Annotated in this window: 19 protein-coding genes; 9 read left to right on the forward strand and 10 right to left on the reverse strand. The window is 68.0% G+C overall.

The window, feature by feature from the left end:
- Positions 1 to 4 precede the first annotated feature (4 nt).
- Positions 5 to 439 carry a DUF6474 family protein gene (locus tag DI276_RS45900; protein WP_112276071.1) on the forward strand — a complete coding sequence of 145 codons (435 nt, stop codon included), beginning with the start codon at positions 5 to 7 and terminating at the stop codon, positions 437 to 439.
- On the opposite strand, the gene DI276_RS45905 is transcribed toward DI276_RS45900, so the two are convergent.
- Entirely contained in the window at positions 417 to 2,066 is a 1,650-nt protein-coding gene (locus tag DI276_RS45905; RefSeq protein ID WP_112276073.1) for a BCCT family transporter, read from the reverse strand. The two genes, DI276_RS45900 and DI276_RS45905, sit on opposite strands and share 23 nt — an antisense overlap.
- Before the next feature lie 58 nt (positions 2,067 to 2,124).
- Between DI276_RS45905 and DI276_RS45910 the strand changes: the two genes are divergently transcribed.
- From DI276_RS45910 to DI276_RS45925, 4 genes are read left to right on the forward strand one after another with little or no spacing between them, the layout of a single operon-like run.
- Positions 2,125 to 2,640, forward strand: a complete 516-nt coding sequence (locus tag DI276_RS45910; protein WP_157985368.1) for a hypothetical protein — start codon at positions 2,125 to 2,127, stop codon at positions 2,638 to 2,640.
- Positions 2,641 to 2,685: 45 nt separating this feature from the next.
- The gene (locus tag DI276_RS45915) at positions 2,686 to 3,414 is read left to right on the forward strand and encodes a YcnI family copper-binding membrane protein (protein WP_112276076.1); all 729 of its coding nucleotides are present in this window, start codon (positions 2,686 to 2,688) and stop codon (positions 3,412 to 3,414) included.
- The gene (locus DI276_RS45920; protein WP_112276078.1) at positions 3,411 to 3,938 is read left to right on the forward strand and encodes a copper resistance CopC family protein; all 528 of its coding nucleotides are present in this window, start codon (positions 3,411 to 3,413) and stop codon (positions 3,936 to 3,938) included. Before DI276_RS45915 ends, DI276_RS45920 begins: the two co-directional genes overlap by 4 nt.
- Positions 3,935 to 4,954 carry a copper resistance D family protein gene (locus DI276_RS45925; protein ID WP_112276080.1) on the forward strand — a complete coding sequence of 340 codons (1,020 nt, stop codon included), beginning with the start codon at positions 3,935 to 3,937 and terminating at the stop codon, positions 4,952 to 4,954. Before DI276_RS45920 ends, DI276_RS45925 begins: the two co-directional genes overlap by 4 nt.
- Here DI276_RS45925 and DI276_RS45930 read toward each other — a convergent pair.
- A complete protein-coding gene (locus tag DI276_RS45930; RefSeq protein ID WP_112276082.1) occupies positions 4,947 to 5,774 on the reverse strand; it encodes a LysR family transcriptional regulator in 828 nt (275 codons plus the stop codon). The genes DI276_RS45925 and DI276_RS45930 overlap by 8 nt on opposite strands.
- An 87-nt stretch (positions 5,775 to 5,861) precedes the next feature.
- Between DI276_RS45930 and DI276_RS45935 the strand changes: the two genes are divergently transcribed.
- Positions 5,862 to 6,581, forward strand: coding sequence for an SDR family oxidoreductase (locus tag DI276_RS45935; RefSeq protein ID WP_112276336.1), 720 nt, complete (start codon positions 5,862 to 5,864; stop codon positions 6,579 to 6,581).
- Between the two features lie 83 nt (positions 6,582 to 6,664).
- Here DI276_RS45935 and DI276_RS45940 read toward each other — a convergent pair whose 3' ends face one another.
- Positions 6,665 to 6,946, reverse strand: coding sequence for a hypothetical protein (locus DI276_RS45940; protein ID WP_109632983.1), 282 nt, complete (start codon positions 6,944 to 6,946; stop codon positions 6,665 to 6,667).
- 153 nt (positions 6,947 to 7,099) lie between these two features.
- Positions 7,100 to 8,482 (reverse strand): helix-turn-helix domain-containing protein, encoded by a 1,383-nt coding sequence (locus tag DI276_RS45945; protein WP_112276084.1) that lies wholly within the window; start codon positions 8,480 to 8,482, stop codon positions 7,100 to 7,102.
- Positions 8,483 to 8,975: 493 nt separating this feature from the next.
- On the opposite strand from DI276_RS45945, the gene DI276_RS45955 reads away from it, so the two are divergent.
- Positions 8,976 to 9,335 carry a hypothetical protein gene (locus tag DI276_RS45955; RefSeq protein WP_035909125.1) on the forward strand — a complete coding sequence of 120 codons (360 nt, stop codon included), beginning with the start codon at positions 8,976 to 8,978 and terminating at the stop codon, positions 9,333 to 9,335.
- A 392-nt stretch (positions 9,336 to 9,727) separates the two neighbouring features.
- Here DI276_RS45955 and DI276_RS45960 read toward each other — a convergent pair whose 3' ends face one another.
- The 3 genes from DI276_RS45960 to DI276_RS45970 are packed head-to-tail and all read right to left on the reverse strand — an operon-like array spanning position 9,728 to position 12,955.
- The gene (locus DI276_RS45960; protein ID WP_112276086.1) at positions 9,728 to 10,507 is read right to left on the reverse strand and encodes an SDR family NAD(P)-dependent oxidoreductase; all 780 of its coding nucleotides are present in this window, start codon (positions 10,505 to 10,507) and stop codon (positions 9,728 to 9,730) included.
- On the reverse strand, positions 10,507 to 11,667 hold the full coding sequence (locus DI276_RS45965; RefSeq protein ID WP_112276338.1) for an MFS transporter: 1,161 nt from the start codon (positions 11,665 to 11,667) through the stop codon (positions 10,507 to 10,509). The genes DI276_RS45960 and DI276_RS45965 overlap by 1 nt, the downstream gene beginning before the upstream one ends.
- A gap of 40 nt (positions 11,668 to 11,707) precedes the next feature.
- Positions 11,708 to 12,955 carry a GH1 family beta-glucosidase gene (locus DI276_RS45970; protein WP_112276088.1) on the reverse strand — a complete coding sequence of 416 codons (1,248 nt, stop codon included), beginning with the start codon at positions 12,953 to 12,955 and terminating at the stop codon, positions 11,708 to 11,710.
- A gap of 114 nt (positions 12,956 to 13,069) precedes the next feature.
- Here DI276_RS45970 and DI276_RS45975 point away from each other — a divergent pair, with 114 nt between their 5' ends.
- Entirely contained in the window at positions 13,070 to 13,684 is a 615-nt protein-coding gene (locus DI276_RS45975; RefSeq protein WP_232837374.1) for a TetR/AcrR family transcriptional regulator, read from the forward strand.
- Here the strand turns inward: DI276_RS45975 and DI276_RS45980 are convergent.
- Both DI276_RS45980 and DI276_RS45985 read right to left on the reverse strand, forming a co-directional pair.
- Positions 13,681 to 13,950 (reverse strand): hypothetical protein, encoded by a 270-nt coding sequence (locus DI276_RS45980; protein WP_112276092.1) that lies wholly within the window; start codon positions 13,948 to 13,950, stop codon positions 13,681 to 13,683. The genes DI276_RS45975 and DI276_RS45980 overlap by 4 nt on opposite strands.
- A 41-nt stretch (positions 13,951 to 13,991) precedes the next feature.
- Positions 13,992 to 15,173 (reverse strand): amino acid deaminase/aldolase, encoded by a 1,182-nt coding sequence (locus DI276_RS45985; protein WP_112276094.1) that lies wholly within the window; start codon positions 15,171 to 15,173, stop codon positions 13,992 to 13,994.
- An 86-nt stretch (positions 15,174 to 15,259) separates the two neighbouring features.
- Here DI276_RS45985 and DI276_RS45990 point away from each other — a divergent pair, with 86 nt between their 5' ends.
- Complete coding sequence (locus DI276_RS45990; protein ID WP_232837375.1) at positions 15,260 to 16,540, forward strand: D-arabinono-1,4-lactone oxidase; 1,281 nt, start codon at positions 15,260 to 15,262, stop codon at positions 16,538 to 16,540.
- On the opposite strand, the gene DI276_RS45995 is transcribed toward DI276_RS45990, so the two are convergent.
- The gene (locus DI276_RS45995; protein WP_112276098.1) at positions 16,537 to 17,193 is read right to left on the reverse strand and encodes an NAD(P)H-binding protein; all 657 of its coding nucleotides are present in this window, start codon (positions 17,191 to 17,193) and stop codon (positions 16,537 to 16,539) included. The two genes, DI276_RS45990 and DI276_RS45995, sit on opposite strands and share 4 nt — an antisense overlap.

Below are 17,193 nucleotides of genomic sequence, written 5' to 3' on the forward strand. Positions count from 1 at the left end.
CCGAATGGCGCGCAAAACCGGCCATCTGATCACGCCCAAGAGGGCCAAGAACCTGGTCGGAGTGGCAAAGGTGCTCGCCCCGGCGCTCATTCCGGTCCTTGCCCCGGTACTCGCCCGCGGCGCCGGGATGCTGAGTGAGCAGTACGACCGCTATCGCGCCCGCCGCCTCGGCATCGACGTCGCGGACATCGGCAAGTACTCGGGTTACGGCGCCCGGCTGCACGCGCGAATTGTGGGCTTTTCCGACTCGCTGGAGTCTTTGCGCGCTTCCGACGAAGCATGGGTTTCCAAGACCGAGGCTCGGCTCGCCCAACTCCTCGCCGCTGTGCGCGCTTCCGAACGCATGCCGACGGCCCGGCGCAAAGCCGCGCACCGGGCCGTCGGGACTGATCTGGACGTGTTGGAGCAGGACCTGCTCAAGCGTTTGAACGTGCGCTGACCTCTGGCGTCTTGCCGGTCACCTCGGCCACGGCCTTGACCGCCGCCTCCTCGACCACCTGGCCGGGGTCGAGGTGCGCGGTGACCTCCTCCATCACCTCGGCAACGCGTTCCTCGCGCCGGATCATCGGATCCGAGCGGAGATCACGAGCCAGCGAGACGCACAGACCCACCATCACGACCATGAACGGCAACGCCGCGATGATCGTGAGGTTCTGCAGCCCTGTCAGCGCGTTCGACCCGCCGACGAGCAGCATCACCGCGGCGACGGCACCGGTCAGCACGCCCCAGAAGATCACCACGGGCTTCGTCGGCCGGATCGTCCCCTCCTGGGAGAGCGTTCCCATCACGATCGAGGCGGCGTCCGCACCGGACACGAAGAAGATCGCCACCAGCACCATCACCACGACCCCGGCGATCGCCGCCAGCGGGAACTGGTCGAGCAACGCGAAGAGCTGCGACTCCGGGGTCGCCTGGCCGGCCAGGTCGACGCCGCGGCGCTGCTCGAAGATCGCCGTCCCGCCCAGGATCGCGAACCACACCAGCGACACCGCGGACGGCACCAGGATCACGCCGGCCACGAACTGCTTGATCGTGCGGCCGCGCGAGATCCGCGCGATGAACATGCCGACGAACGGCGTCCACGAGATCCACCAGGCCCAGTAGAAGATCGTCCACCCGGACAGCCAGGTCTCGGTCGCGTCGCCACCGGCGGCAGCGGTACGACCCGCCATCGTGGCGAGCTCGCGGAAGTAGTCACCGAGAGCCGTGGGCAGCAGGTTCAGGATGAACACGGTCGGCCCGACCACGAACAGGAACAGCGCCAGCGTCACGGCCAGCACCATGTTGATGTTCGACAGCCACTGGATGCCCTTCGCGACACCCGAGACGGCGGACGCGACGAAAGCCACGGTCAACACGGCGATGATCGCGACGAGCACACCCTTGCCGACGTTGCCGGTCCAGCCGGCGGCCTCCAGCCCGCTGCCGATCTGCAGCGCACCCAGTCCCAGCGAGGCGGCCGAGCCGAACAGCGTCGCGAAGATCGCCATCACGTCGATCGCACGGCCCCAGCCCGAGGCCGCCCTGCGTCCCAGCAGCGGCGCGAAGGCCGCGCTGATCAGCGAAGACCGGCCGCGGCGGAAGCTGCCGTACGCGATCGCGATGCCGACGACGGCGTAGATGGCCCACGGATGCAGCGTCCAGTGGAACAACGTGGTGGCCATCGCGGTTTCCAGCGGATCGCCGTCGGTACCGGGCGGCGGCTTCACGAAGTGGGTCAGCGGCTCGTTGACGCCGTAGAACATCAGACCGATGCCCATGCCTGCGCTGAACATCATCGCGACCCAGGAGACCGTCTTGAACTCGGGTTTCTCGTCGTCACGACCGAGTGGGATCTTGCCGTAGCGGCTGAACGCGAGCCAGAGCGCGAAGATCACGAACCCGGAGGCCGAGATCACGAAGGCCCATCCCAGATGCTGGATGATCCAGCCCAGCGCCGTCTTCGACACGGACGCCAGACTGGACGTGCCGACGATTCCCCAGGTCACGAACGCAAGCGTCAGACCAGCGGCAACGCCGAACACGACCCGGTCGGTACGGCCCGGCTGGTCGCATTGGTTATGCATGCGAACCTAGCTACCCGCTCATAGACCGGGGCAAACTCCTCCGATTACCCTCACCGAGGTGAGCACACGGTCGAGTGAGTTGCGCACCCTGCGTGGTGCCGCGCTCGCGTTGACCTCTGCCGCGCTCACGATCGCCGCGCACGGACTGGGCGGCGGAGAGCTGTCGGAGTTCATCCACGCATTGCCGCTCGTCGTGCTGATCGCGTTCGCGGCGGCATCGCTCGCGGACAAGCGGACCGGGAAGCTCTCGGTCATCGCCGGCCTCGGCACGGCCCAGCTCGCCCAGCACCTGCTGCTGACCTGGGTGAACCACGAGCACAACAACACGCTCACCGGGCAGATGTTCGTGGCGCACCTCGTCGCCGCGACGCTGACCGGCATCCTCCTGTTCCACGCGGAGAACGCCCTGTTCAGGCTGTTCTCCGCAGTCACGCGCCTGATCCCCCGCAGGCTCACGCCGCTGCCGGTACGCAAGCCGCTGCGGACGTTCACCAGCACGCCTTACGTCGCGTACGCGCACGTGACGGACCTGAGGCGGGCGAACGGGCGGCGCGGGCCGCCCTGTGGTTCCTGACACCCAAAACCCCTAATCCCTTTGGCAATCAGGAGCCACAACTTCATGTCGACAAATCGATTTGGCGTGCGCGCGCTCGCCGTCCTCGGCGTGGCCGGACTCGCGGTCCTCGGCACGCCCACCATCGCATCGGCGCACGTCAGCGCCCAGCCGTCGGAGTTCACCCAGGGCGGCCGCGCGACGTTCGCGTTCCGCGTCCCGAACGAGCGGGACAACGCGGGCACCACCAAGGTCGAGGTGACGCTGCCGCAGGACACCCCGCTCACGTCGGTGCGCACCAAGCCGCTGGCCGGCTGGAAGTCCGAGGTCGTCAAGGGCAAGCTCGACAAGCCCGTGACGGTCGGCGGCAAGGAGATCACCGAGGCCTACAAGACGATCACCTGGACCGCCGAGCCCGGCACCAAGATCGGGACGACCGAGTACCAGGAGTTCTTCGTCTCCCTCGGCACGCTGCCGGAGAAGGACACGCTCCTGCTCCCGGCCAAGCAGACCTACGAGAACGGCGAGGTCGTCGACTGGAGCCAGGCTCCCGGTGCCGACGGCAAGGAGCCGGAGCACCCGGCGCCCGCGCTGAAGCTCGCCCCGAAGAAGGCCGGCGAGGACGGCCACGGCGGCCACGGCACGACTCCGGCGGCCAACAGCACCGACACCCACCAGGCGTCGGCAGGCTCCGACCAGACCGCCCGCTACCTCGGTGGCGCGGGTCTGGCCGTCGGCGCGCTCGGCCTGGGCTTCGGCGTCGGCGCCATCCTGCGTTCGCGGCGCAAGGCATGAAGCGCGCGCTAGTCGCGTTCCTGTTCGCTGGTGCGGCCGTGCTCGTCACGGCCGCCCCCGCGGCGGCGCACAACGCACTGATCAGCAGCGACCCGAAGGACAAGACCTCGCTGGAGGCCGGTCCCTCGACGGTCACGCTGACGTTCGACCAGGACGTGCAGGGTGGCCAGGGCATCAACACGATCTCGGTCGTCGACGCCAACGGCGGTCACTACGAGGTCGAAGGCGACCCGACGATCAAGGACAACGCGGTCTCCACGAAGGTCGCCGCGCTCGGCAAGGCCGGCCAGTACAAGATCGGCTACCGCATCCTGTCCGCGGACGGCCACCCCGTCTCCGGTGAGCTGACGTTCACGCTCACGAAGGACGGCACCGGCACGCCGCGCCAGGTCGAGGCAAAGGACCTCGTCGGCAGGCCGAACGGGGACGGCCTGCCCATCTGGGTGTGGATCGTCGGCGCCGTGGTGCTGCTCGGCGGTGGCGTGTTCTTCGCCCTGCGCGGCGGCGGAGGCGCGAAGGCATGAGCGACGTCCGGACCGCCGCCCCCTCCCACTACCGCGTGCTCGCCGGGCTCGTCCTCGGCGCGCTCGCGGGCATCGCGCTCGGCCTCGTGCTGGCACCACCCGTCGTGGTCGCCGGGGTCGTCGACGCCGGGGCGGCGGTCCGGTACGGCCTGCCGGTCACTCGGGTGCTGCTGGACGTCTCGGCGACCATCGTCGTCGGACTCTCGATCCTGCCGAAACTGCTCGGCTTCGACCGGCCCACGCACACCGAACCGGTGCTGCGCCTCGCCCGGCCGGCCGCGGTGGTCGCCGCCGCCGTCTGGGTGGTCACGGCACTGCTGGCGATCGTCCTGCAGGCCGCTGAGCTGCGGCCGGGCACGGAAGTCAGCATCGGCAACGCGATCGACTACATCGCGAACGTCGGTGCCGGCAAGGGCCTGCTGTTCAGCGCGGCCTGCGCGTTCGTCTACCTGCTGGTCGGCGTCATGGCCGTGCGCAGCGGCGAGTCGGTGCCCGCCGAACTGCGGATTCTGATCTCGATGTTCGGCCTGCTGCCGATCCCGGTGACCGGGCACGCCTCCAACTGGAAGTACCACGACTACTCGATGGTCTCCATGGAGCTGCACGTGCTGGGCGCCGCGGCGTGGACGGGCGGGCTCGGCGCGTTGATGGCGCTGGTCGCCTACCGCAAGGGACTGCTCGCGGTCGCGCTGCCGAAGTTCTCCAAGGTCGCGACCATCAGCCTGATCGTCGTCACGGTGACGGGCCTGTTCAACGGGCTGCTGGAGCTGATCCTCAACCCCGTCGTGCCGTTCCCGCAGTCGATGTTCACCACCGGCTACGGGTTGCTGTTCCTCGGCAAGGCGGTCTGCGCCGTGGCGATCGCCGTGCTCGGCGCGCACATCCGGTGGCGGTTGCTTCCGAAGATCTCGCAGCACAAGGTCACCGCGATCGTGCAGTGGGCGATCCTCGAAGTGACGATCATGGGCGTCGCGTTCGGCCTCGCCGTGATCCTCAGCCGGGCACCCGTCAGCTGAACCCCATCGCCACGCGCACCAGGTCAGCGACAGCACGCGACCTGCTGTGGGGCGGCCAGGCGATCACCGTCGTCACCTTCGGCGCGTCCACCACCGGCACCGCGACCAGGCCTTCGAGCAGGCCCGTGCGCACGACTTCCGGCATGACCGCGACCGCACGGCCGAGCGAGATCATCTGGAACAGCTGCGTCCCGTTGTGCACCTCCACGCCGGGGCCTGGCAGGTAGGTGCCGTCGGGCTCCGGCCAGCGCGCGAGCTCCGGCAGGTCGACGACGTCGGCCATCCTCAGCTGCGCCGCGCCGGCCAGCGGATGCGAGGTCGACAGGATCGCGAACTGGCTCTCGGTGTGCAGGGCCTCCACGTCGAGACCCGCGGTCGAGTCGTACGGCTCGTGCAGGATCGCCACGTCGGCGCGTCCGTCGAGCAGGGGTTGCCGGGCGTGGGCCTCGCACAACAGCAGGTCGACGGCGACCGCACCGGGTTCGGCGGCGTAGGCGTCGAGCAGCTTCGCCAGCAGTTCGCTGGAGCCCCCTGCCTTGGCGGCCAGCACCAGCGAAGGCCGGTCGACGGTGCGGGTTCGCCGCTCGGCCGCGGCGACCGCGCCGAGGATCGCCCTTCCCTCGGTCAGCAGCACCGCGCCCGCCTCGGTGAGCGAGACCTTGCGGCTGGTGCGGGTCAGCAACGCGACGCCGAGCCGTTGCTCGAGCTGGGCGATCGTCCGCGACAACGGCGGCTGGGCGATGCCGAGCCGGTCGGCGGCCCGGCCGAAGTGCAGTTCTTCCGCGACCGCGACGAAGTACCGAAGCTCTCGGGTCTCCACGCGTTCACGCTATCGATACCGGCCGGGTATCGCTGCCACACCGAAGTGATGTTGGTCTTGAACGCGGACCGGACCACGATCAAATGCATGAGCGAACAGACGATTGCGCTGGTCACCGGCGCGAACAAGGGCATCGGGTACGAGATCGCGGCGGGACTGGGCGCCTTGGGGATGAGCGTCGGAGTCGGCGCACGGGACCGTCAGCGAGGCGAGGAAGCGGCGGCGAAGCTGCAGGCGGAGGGCGTTGACGCGTTCTTCGTGCCGTTGGACGTGACCGACGACGAGAGCACCACCGAAGCGGCCGCACTGTTCGAGGAGAGGTTCGGCCGGCTCGACGTGCTGGTCAACAACGCCGCCATCGCCGGAGGGTGGCCGGACCAGCCGTCGACGGCCACACCGGAGGGCATCAGGACGGTGGTGGAGACCAACGTGATCGGAGTCGTCCGGGTCACCAACGCACTGTTGCCGCTGCTGAGGCGCTCAGCCAGGCCGCGAATCGTGAACCTGTCCAGCCACGTCGCGTCGCTGACCTTGCAGAGCACACCGGGTGTCACCCTCGGCGGGGTCAGCGGGACCTACTCGCCGTCGAAGACGTACCTGAACGCGATCACCGTGCAGTACGCGAAGGAACTGGAGAACATCAAGGTCAACGGCGCGTGCCCCGGCTATGTGGCGACCGATCTCAACGGCTTCCAGGGGACCGACACACCCGCGGAGGGAGCCAGGATCGCGATCAGGCTGGCCACCCTGCCCGACGACGGACCGACCGGGGGCCTGTTCGACCACAGCGGACCGGTGCCCTGGTGATTGTTCAACGTGAAACATCCACGACTCTGGGGCGCGGACTCGGTGAGTGGTCCGATCAGCGCGACGAGCTGCACACGAACGGACTAGTCGGTGATCAGTCGAGCCGAAGATTCTTCGCGCATGCGCGCCAGCCGGTTCATCGTCCGCTGACCGCGGCGGTCCAGCTCACGGCTGTCGATCCAGCCGTTGGCGTAGTAGCGGTAGTCCTGCGCCAGCGCCACCAGTTCCGCGAGATAGTCGGCTGACCTGCGCCGTCGCTCCTCGTCGAACGCCGCCAGCAGCGGCAGCTGGGTGTCCACCACCTCGTCGAGCAACTGCGCGGACCGCAGCGCTCTCTTGGAACGCCACCTCCGTGTAAGGCTCACGCGCCGCACCTCGTCCTTCGCCCCCGACCTGCCGCACCTTAGGCGTGGATTTCACGCCCGTCGATGCTGCATTCGTGGGAGAAGGTCCTGGCGTTACCGGTTCGTGTCCCACACCATCCAAAAGTGGTGCTATAGGACCCAAACGAGATGGGACTAGGCGGCCGACTCGGTGCCGGTGAAGCGGGCGACGCGGTCGGCGAGCTCGCGGGCCTCCGGGTTGTTGCGGCGCTTCTCCGCCTCTTGGCGCAGCGGTTCCATGCGCTGCTTCGTGCGCACCGACTTGAGGCTTTCGGACAGGTCGACGGCCTGGCGACCGATCTTGGCGCCGTGGTCGATGTCGCCCTCGAGCAGGTGGTTGATGGCCATCGAGGTCAGGTTGAACGAGCGGCTGCGCGCGTACTCGTCACCGAAGTTGTTGATCGCCTTGGACAGCGCCGGGATGGCGGTCCTCGTGTACTTGGCGTCCACCGTCTGCGCCAGCTCCGTGTGCACCGTGCCGATCATGGACGAGAGGTCGATCTCGTTGAAGAACTTGGCCCAGGCGGGGGCTTCGGTGACGTTGGCGCGGGAGAACTCGTCGCGCGCGCGGCCGAGCAGCTTCAGCGCCTGCTCGTCGGAACCCATCTTCGCGTAGGCCCAGGCCTCGTTCGCGCACAGGATGCCCACCGCCAGCTCGGAACCCGAGTTCTGCGCGGCCAACTGCCCCAGCTGGAACACCTTCAGCGCGTCGTCGGGGGCGTTCTGGTGCAAGTAGACGCGGCCCATGCGGTACAGGATGTTCGCCATCAGCGCCTCGTTCTCGCCCTGCTTGGCGAGGTCGAGCGCCTGACCGAAGTGGTTGCGGGCCGAGTCCATCAAGCCCGTGTCGAACGACGTCCAGCCGGCGAGGTTGTGCAGGTCCGCGAGCGCGACGTAGAGGCGCTGGCGGACGACGTCCGTGGAGCTCGCACCGAGCATCTGCTGTCCCCAGGACAGCTGGGCGACCACCGCGTCGCGGCAGGAACCGCCGCCGTACTGGTAGTCCAGGGCACGCAGAGCCCGCGTCGCCGCTTCGACCTGGCGCACATCGGTCATGCCGATGCGTCCCGGAGCCGGAGTCTGTGTGGGGTGTGAAACCCACGACCCGGAGTCCGCTCCGAACACGGCCGCGCCGACTGTCACGGCGGCGGCGTGCGCGAGGAACTTCCGACGCTTCACCGACTCGTCCTCCTCAGGATGGGGTGAGTCCGCGGTTGCGGCCACCCTCACTGCCGTTGTCTCGTCATAGGCGAGACCCATGTATCCACGTGGGACACCCAGGCCGACGGCGATCCGCGTCAGGACGTCATATGCCATCACCTGGCGTCCCTTGAGGATCTCCGAGACCTCGGACTGCGACTGCCCAGTGAGCGCCGCGATCTGGCGCTGGGACACGCCGTGCCGTCGGAGCAGCCGGTAGACCGAGCTGATCTCTCGTCGGGCCAGTGCGTCCCGCATCTCCTGCTGGTCCCACACGTCGGCGGGAATCGGAGAGCCCTGGGAACTCATGGTGTTCATCGCGCACCCTCACAGTCCGTTGAGCGTCATCGGCAGACTAGGGGCAGGTCCCCGAGTCGAGAAGTCCTCTTCGGCGGAGCTGATCGGCCCTACCGAACACCGCTTACCGCTCACCGTAAGACTTCCACCGGTGGGCGCTGTGACGTCCCGTTCCGGCATGAATCATCGCAATCTAGATTCCGGTAAGCGAGTGAGCACGGAGAGGAACGACCAATAGTGGACAGCTCCTCCCCGAGTTCCACCTCCATTGTGGAGACGGGTGACACCGACTCCACATGGCGCGGCACGACCGGGCAGCGTCGGACGTGGCAGATCAGCTGCGGCGACGTGGTCGACCGGGACCGCCAGCTCACCGTGAAGGTCGTACAGGGCCAAGTGGTTCTGGTGGGACCTCCCGGTGAGACGGCAGTCTTGTCCCACGACCAGCTCGTACAGCTCAGGGCTGCGCTACGCGAAGCCGCCGACCAGGCGGAAAGGTGACGGTGACGTTTCGATGGACGCGATCCTCGGACAGGTTCTTCGCAACGCTGTGTGGGAACGCCTCGACCTGCTCACGGAGCTGGCGAGTCGCGCGGACGCCCCGTCCCTCCTGTCGGTGGCTCGATCCGAGCTCCCTCGGCTGACCGAGGGATGGCGTGCTCTGCTGGCAGCGCACGAGCCGGACGAGAAGGGCAACTGCCCTGAGTGCTCCGGTCGTTGGCGCCAGCAGAAGTCACCTTGCTCGGTGTGGCGCGCCGCGTACGAACACCTGGTTGCGGGCGGACTCGCCCCGCGCCCGGCTCGCCACCTGCGCGAGGCTCCGGTGACTCCTCCTGTCACCAGGACCCGCCGCGCGGTGGCTCGAGCCCACTAACGGGCGTTTGCGACTGACCTGGCGTCCCCCCGACACGACCAGGTCTGCAAACCGCCTACTGACCGGTGGTCCGCGATGCGCGAACCCCCGACCGCGACATCGCGGACCCCGGTCAGCTCAACAACTCCACAGATTCCCGCGGGCCGGTGACGTGCACCTTCCCTCCCCGACCGTTACCGGTCCGCGGTCACCAACGTCGGCCCCTTGTCTGCACCTCCCGCGCAGGCAAGGGGCCGTTTCCACGTTCTCGGCGAGATTCCGCTGAGGCCTCGAGCACCGCCTCGCGCACGGTCTGACACTCGAACTTGCCGCTCACATCGTCGGCTTCGGCGTGCGGGTCGCGAACCAGATGGCCGTTGAGCATGCGTGTCATGCCGGAGGAGTGCCCAGCTTCAGCGGTGCGTACCCGTCTTCCAGGTCAGGTATGAGGTCAGACCGGGGAACAGCCGGCCGGAGAGCTCGAACGCCTTGAGCTGCCACGGGAACAGGTGCTCCGCCCGTTCCTTCTCCACGGCGTCGACGATCGCCTTCGCGCACTGCTCCGGCGTGACCGTGGGGATCAGCTTGGCGATCGCCGGGATCCGTTCCTCTGCGCCGGGGTTGTTGTTGAAGTACTCGCTGGAGACCTTTCCCGGCACCACTTCGCTGATCCCGACGCCGGTGCCGCGCAGGTCAAGACGCAACGAAGCGGTCAGGCCCCGAAGCGCCCACCGCGACGACTGGTAGCCCACGCAGCCGGGAATCGGGAGGCGGGACACCGGTGAGTTCACGTTGACGATCCAGCCGGACCGCCGTGACCGCATGGCGCCCAGGTATTCCCTGGTCAGCAGCAACGCCGCCAGGTACGGCACCGAGGTCATCGTCTGCAGCTCGTCGGCGGACGTGTCGTCGAGGAACAGCCAGCGACCGACGCCGGCGTTGTTCACCAGCACATCAGGCACTTCGACCTCCCCGGCGAGTGCGCGAATCTGCGCGGCGTCCGCCAGATCGGCCACGTGGGCGGACGCCGAGCCGCCGAACTCGATGATCCGTTTGACCTGTAGATCAAGCAGTTCGGCGCTTCGGGCCACAAGGTGGACGTGCGCGCCGTGGGCCGCGAACCGGAACGCGGCCGCCGCGCCGATCCCCTGGGACGCCCCCGTGACCAGAACCCGCTTGCCCGACAGCTCCATCAGACCACCGATCGCACTCGACTCATCAACACCGCCGCCAGCGTCGTCGCCAACGCCGACACCGCGAACAGACCGCGGTAGCCACCAAGGTTGGCCAAGATCAAGGCGGTCAGCAAGGGGGCGATGACCTGGGGCAACGCATTGGCCACGTTGAGCACGCCCAAATCCTTGGCCCGGTCGGACGCCGCAGGCAGCACCTGGGTCAGCAACGCGATCGCCACCGCCCAGTAGATGCCGAAGCCGACGCCGAGCAGAGGCGCGGCGATCAGCACCGCGGTCCAGGTCGGCCAGATCACCAGCAACGCCGCGGCGAGCGCCATCACGGCAGCGGCGCCGTATACGTACGGCTTCCGGCGCCCAGAACGATCACTTCGTGCGCCGAACAGCACTGCTCCTGCGGCGAGCGCCACCCCGTAGAGCGCCATGAGCACCAGCAGACCGTCCTCCGGCGACGGGTGGTGGACCACATCGCCGAGGAAGTAGAGGAGATAGAGCGTCCCGAACGCGTTGCCGAGGTTGATCATCAGGTGACCACCCCACGCCCAGGCGAAGTCCGGGTGTTCACGCGGCGAGATCCAGAACGTGGGTCGCACGGGCTTCACGATGAGCTGCGTGTCGGGAGTCCTCAACACGAAGAAGATCGCACCGGTCAGCACGATGGCCGCGCACGCCAGGTAGCCCGCCTGCAGTCCGCTGACCAGCAACGTCACCACGACCGCACCCAGCACCGTGCCGAGCATCTGACTGATGCCGATGAGCCCGCCGACCTGAGCCCGTTGCTCGACGGGCACCCGGTCCGGCACCGCGGAGGTGAGCGCGGCGAGCATGCCGCCGATCCCCGCCTGCACCAGGCACCAGCCGATGGTCATCACGACGACCGACGGCGCGTTGGCGAGCACAGCGAGACCGACGGCGCCGATGATCGCGCCGACCAGCGTCCAGGGGTGGCGCCGACCGAACCGCGAGGTCGTGCGGTCGGACAGGAACCCGATCAACGGCACCACGACCAGCGACACCAGGCCGCCGAAGCCGGTGACGATGCCGAACACGAGCTCCTTGTTGGCCTTGTTCAGCAACTCGGCCTGCTGCGGCAGCAACACCTGGATCGGCGCGTAGACCGCGAGCCACAGCCCCAGGTTCGCGAAGAACAACCACGCCATCCACCCGCGGCGGACGCGCACCACCGGTTCCGCAAGCGCTTCACTCACCACTGATCACCTTGCGGTACCAGTGGAACGAGTCGCGCGGCGTGCGTCGCTGTGTCTCGTAGTCGACCTGGACCAGGCCGAACCGCTGCGAATAGCCGGCTTCCCACTCGAAGTTGTCGAGCAACGACCACACGAAGTACCCGGAGACGTCCGCTGCCTGCGCGGCCTTGAGGTGGCCGTCGAGGTAGGCGATCCGGTCGGCGTCCGCGATCTCGTCGGGGAAGCTGCAGCCGCTCTCGGTCACGTACACCGGCGGCAGGTTCGGGTACCGCTCACGCAGTGCGTTGATCATCTCGGTGAGCCCGGACGGCACGACCGGCCAGCCGAAGGCGGTGCGCGGGTACTCGTCGATCTCCACCAGCTCGAACGGCAGCGGGTTGCCCTCGGACGGCAGCTTCAGCCGCGTCGGGTTGTAGTAGTTCACGCCGTAGAAGTCGAGCGGCTGGTGGATGACCTGCAGGTCTCCGTCCGCGATCGGCAGAAGATCGGCGACTGCGTCGGGATATCGGCCCGACAGAACCGGGTCCGCGTAGATCCAGTTGTGGATTTCGCTGTAGGCCTCGGCAGCTGCTAGGTCGTTCGGAGTAGCCGGCCATGCGGGCGTGTGGTTGTTCGCGGTTCCAACGGCTTGTGCGTTGAACGAGCGGAGCACCTCGACCGCACGCCCGTGCGCGAGGTTCAGGTGGTGAGCGGTCGGCAACGCGTCGAACAGCAGCGTCTTGCCAGGGGCGTGCTCACCGATCGCGTAGCCCTGCAACGTCACCATCGCGGGCTCGTTGATCGGGATCCACAGCTTCACCCGGTCGGCGAGGCGGTCCGCGACCAGCGCGGTGTAGTCGGCGAACCGGTCGGCGATGTCCCGGTTCAGCCAACCGCCCTCCGCTTCCAGCTCGAGCGGAGTGTCCCAGTGGTACAACGTGACCACAGGGGCGATCCCGACGCCGACGAGCGCGTCGACCAGGCGGTCGTAGAAGTCGAGGCCCTCGGCGTTGACCGGTCCCTTGCCGGAGGGCTGGATGCGCGGCCACGCGATCGAGAACCGATACGCGTTCACGCCGAGCTGCGTCATGAGCGCAACATCCTCGCGCCACCGGTGGTAATGATCGCAGGCAACGCTTGCGTTGTCGTTGTCGTGTACGGGAGTGAACTCGTCCCACACGGAGGGACCTCGACCGCCTGCACTGAACGCGCCCTCGATCTGGAACGCGGACGTCGACACTCCCCAGAGGAAGTCGCTCATCGATCCTCCAAAATGTGAAACTTGTTCGGATCGTAGGCGTGTTGACAGGTTCAGGGAAGTGAAAAGGCCGTACAACAGGCAAGATGGAACCAACCCGAACTACTGGGAGTCGCCGTGACGAGCACCACCCCGCTCCGCCGTCAGCCTGTCCAGCAGCGCAGCGCCAAGAGAGTCGAGCGCATGCTCGAGGCCTGCGCGACTCTCATCGACGAGGTGGGCTACGACGGCGTCACCACGACGTTGATCGCGGAACGAGCCGGCGTGGCGGTGGGTTCGCTGTACCAGTTCTTCCCCGACAAGAGAGCCGTCGTGCAGGCGCTGACCCTGCGCAACGTCGACAGGTTCTCCCAGGGCATCACCGACCGGCTGGAGCAGGCGACGCTCGAGCACTGGTGGGACGCCGTGGACACGGTGTTCGACGTCTACGTGACGATGCACCGCGAGATCCCCGCGTTCGGGAGGCTGCACTTCGGTGACGTCGTGGACATGCGGCTGCTGGACGACCGCCGCGACAACAACGCCGTCATCTCGGACAAGATCTCCGAGCTGATCTCCGGCAAGTTCGGCATTCCGATGACCGAGGTCCAGCTGCCGATCGCGATCGCCGTCGAGGCGGCCGACGCCGTGATGAAGATGGCGTTCCGCAAGACCCCGATGGGCGACCAGGCGATCCTGGCCGAAGCGAGGGCGCTGGTCAGGGGTTACCTGTCGTCGCGACTGCCCGCCTAGCGGGTGCACTCCCAGATGACCATGGCGTCGAACGGGTTGCCGAAGCTGAAGATCTCCTCGCACTGCGTGGCGGGATCGGCGAACCCGTCGGCCACGGCCTTGTCCCGCGCGTCCCGGCGCGCGTACTCCCAGGCGAATCCGAAACTGCTGGAGCCGTCACCGCGGAACTGCGCGGTGTAAGGCGCCGCGGTCGCGCTGCCGGTGCTGATGAGCACTGTGGCGAGCACGGCCGCCGACAGTGCGCTGACCAGTGTTTTCACCGTCATGTCTCGACGCTAACGACGGGAACTGCCGGGCGATACCGCCATCAGCCGAAGTTGCGGCGCTCCCCGCGGTAGGTCGGCACGGTCCGCTCGATGCGGTCGCCGTGCACCAGGTGCACCTCGTCGAACCGCTCGAACAGCTCACCGGCCTTGGCGTGCCGCATCCAGACGCGGTCACCGATCTTCAACTGCTCCGCCGCCTTGCCCGTGACCGGCGTCTGCACCTCGCCGGCACCTTCGAGGCCGAGCGTCTTGAGCCCCTCCGGCAGGTACGGCGACGGCTGCCGGTCGGGCGTCGGCGTGCCGGAAGCGATGTACCCGCCGGCGAAGAGCGTCGCGACCCGCTTGGTCGGCTTGCGGACCACCGACAACGCGAACAGCGCTGCCGGTTCCGGCTTGAACGCCTGGTACGCGTCGAACAACGTAGGTCCGAAGAGCCCGCTGCCCGCCGCCAGCTCGGTGACCGACGGGTCGGTGCCGGTGAGCTCCAGGCTGCCGGTGCCGCCACCGTTGACGAACTCCAGGTCGGCGACCTGCCGGACCGCGCTGACCACGGCAGTCCGCCGGTGGATCAGCTCAGGGCCGGACTTGGCCTGGATGAACCGGATGCCGAGCGCGCGCAGCGGCTGACCGGGCGGGTCGTCCCCCAGCCCGGCGATCTGCCCCTCGTACGCCATCACGCCGACGAGCTTGAAGCCACGCCGTTGCGTGACCTTGGCGGCGAATGCCTTGGCCTGCCCCGGCGTGTGGATCGCCGAACGGCGCGGACCGATGTGCAGGCCCGGCAACGGCCGCCACGAGACGTCGAGCTCCAGGCAGACCCGGATGTCCGAGTGCGGCCCGATCGCGGCGTCCACGAAGTCGAGGTGCTCGACCGAGTCGACCATGATCGTGACCCGCTGCCGCGCGGTTTCGTTGGCCGCGAGCTTCTGCAGCGACGCGCGGTCCGCCGTCGGGTACGCCACCAGCAGGTCCTCGCTGACGTTCTGCTCCGACAACCACAACGCCTCGGCCAGCGAGTAGCACATCACCCCTTGGAAGCCGGGCCGCTCCAGCGCCCGGCTCACCAGGTCGCGCACCCGAATCGACTTGCTCGCCACCCGGATCGGATGACCGGCAGCGCGACGGGCGAGGTCCGCCGCGTTGTGGTCGAAGGCATCCAGGTCGACGATCGCGAACGGAGGATCGAGATCCTTCGTCGCGGCATCGAGTCGGTTTCGGCGCATGCCCTGACGGTACGTCGTCAACCCTTGAAACGTGAAGAGCTTTCACTTACGTTACTCGCAGGTCACACTCTTTTGTGGAGGTCCGTGTGTGGACGAACTGGGCTAGAACCGCCTCGTGCACCCCAACGCGCGTCGTCCACCCGGCCAGCACAGACGAGATCGCAGCGGCGATCCTCTCGGGCCACCGTGTCCGCGCGCGGGGCAGCGGTCACTCGTTCAACGACATCGCGGTCGCGCCTGAAGTCGCGCTCGACCTGGACCGTTGGACGGGAATCGTGCGCGCGGACACGGAATCCGGGCTGGTGACCGTCCGCTCCGGCACCCCGCTGCACGCCTTCAACGCCGACCTGCACCACCTCGGCCTGGCCATGCCGAACCTGGGCGACATCGACGCGCAGACCGTCGCCGGCGCCGTCTCCACCTCGACGCACGGCACCGGCGCCAAACTGGGCGTCCTGGCCACCGCGATCGCCGGGCTCGAAATCGTTCTGGCCGACGGCTCAGTCGTGACGTGCTCTCGCACCGAACGCCCCGACCTGTTCAACGCCGCACGCGTCGGCCTCGGTGCGTTGGGCGTCATCAGCACGATCACGCTGCAGTGCGTGCCTTCCTTCGTCCTGCAGGCTTCCGAGGCACCGGGCCGGCTGGACGCCGTGCTGGAGCAGTTCGACGACCTGTGCGCAGTCGAGGACCACGTCGAGTTCCACTGGTTCACCCACTCCGACCGCGTGATCCTCAAGCGCAACAACAGGATCGGCGAACCGGCCAAGCCGCTGTCGAAGCTCCGGCAGGCCTGGGAGTACGAGGTCATGGAGAACGCCGCGTTCGGCGCGGTGTGCAAGGTGGCCAAGACCTTCCCGCGCTACACGCGGAAGCTGAACGAGGTCTGCGGTTCGCTGATCTCCGAGCGCTCCTACTCCGACTACTCGCACAACGTCTTCGTGACGCCCCGGCGGGTCCGGTTCGTGGAGACCGAGTTCTCCATCCCGCGCGAGACCCTGCTGGACGTCATCGGCGAGCTCCGCGCGGTGGCGAACAAGCTCGGCGACCGGGACGCGTTGATCGTCCCGTGCGAGGTGCGCGTCGCACAGGCCGACGACATCTGGCTGTCCACGGCGAACGGCCGCGACACCGCGTACATCTCGATGCACCAGGCACTTGGCATGCAGTACAAGGCTTTCTTCGACGCGTACGCGAGCATCGCCGCGTCGGTGGGCGGCCGTCCGCACTGGGGCAAGATGCACGACCTCACGTCGGCCGAACTCCGCCCGCTGTACCCGCACTTCGACGACTTCCTGCGGGTGCGGGACGAGGTCGACCCCGGCCGCACCTTCACCAACCCGTACCTGGACCGGGTGCTCGGTTAGAGGATCGCGCGAACGGCGTCGGCGACCGGCGTCTCGCCGTTCGTCAGCTCCAGCGTCTTGCCGATCGTCTGCGGAGCGGTGAGCAACTCCGCCAGCACCGCGGCGACATCGGCACGGGTGACGGACGAACGCGGCAACCGAGGCGCTGCCAGCGTGACCAGACCGGTCGGCGCGTCATTCACCAACGGACCCGGCCGCAAGATCGTCCAATCGAGAGCACGCGGCTTGAGATCGTCCTCGGCGAGCTTCTTCGCCTTGAGGTAGACCGCGAACTCGGGGTCCACCGACGGGGAGTCGGCCGACTCGATGCCCACCGTGGAGACCTGGACGAACCGCCGCACTCCCGCCTCCACGGCCGCGTCGGCGAAGAGGGCGGCGGCGCCGAAGTCGACGGTGTCCTTGCGGGCGGCTCCTGAGCCTGCCCCGGCGCCGGCGGCGAAGACCGCGGCATCAGCGCCGTTCAGATACGCCGCGACCGAGTCCACATCGGCGGACTCCAGGTCGCACAGCACCGGAACTGCTCCGGCTTCTTGCACGTCAGCGAAGTGATCGGGGTTGCGCACCAACGCGGTCGCGGTGTCTCCACGGGTGGCCAGCTGCTGCTCGAGAAGCAGCGCGATCTGCCCGTGCCCACCGGCTATGACTACTCGCAT

The sequence above is a fragment of the Lentzea terrae genome, assembly GCF_003265345.1.
In the GTDB taxonomy this organism is placed as follows: Bacteria; Actinomycetota; Actinomycetes; order Mycobacteriales; family Pseudonocardiaceae; genus Lentzea; species Lentzea terrae.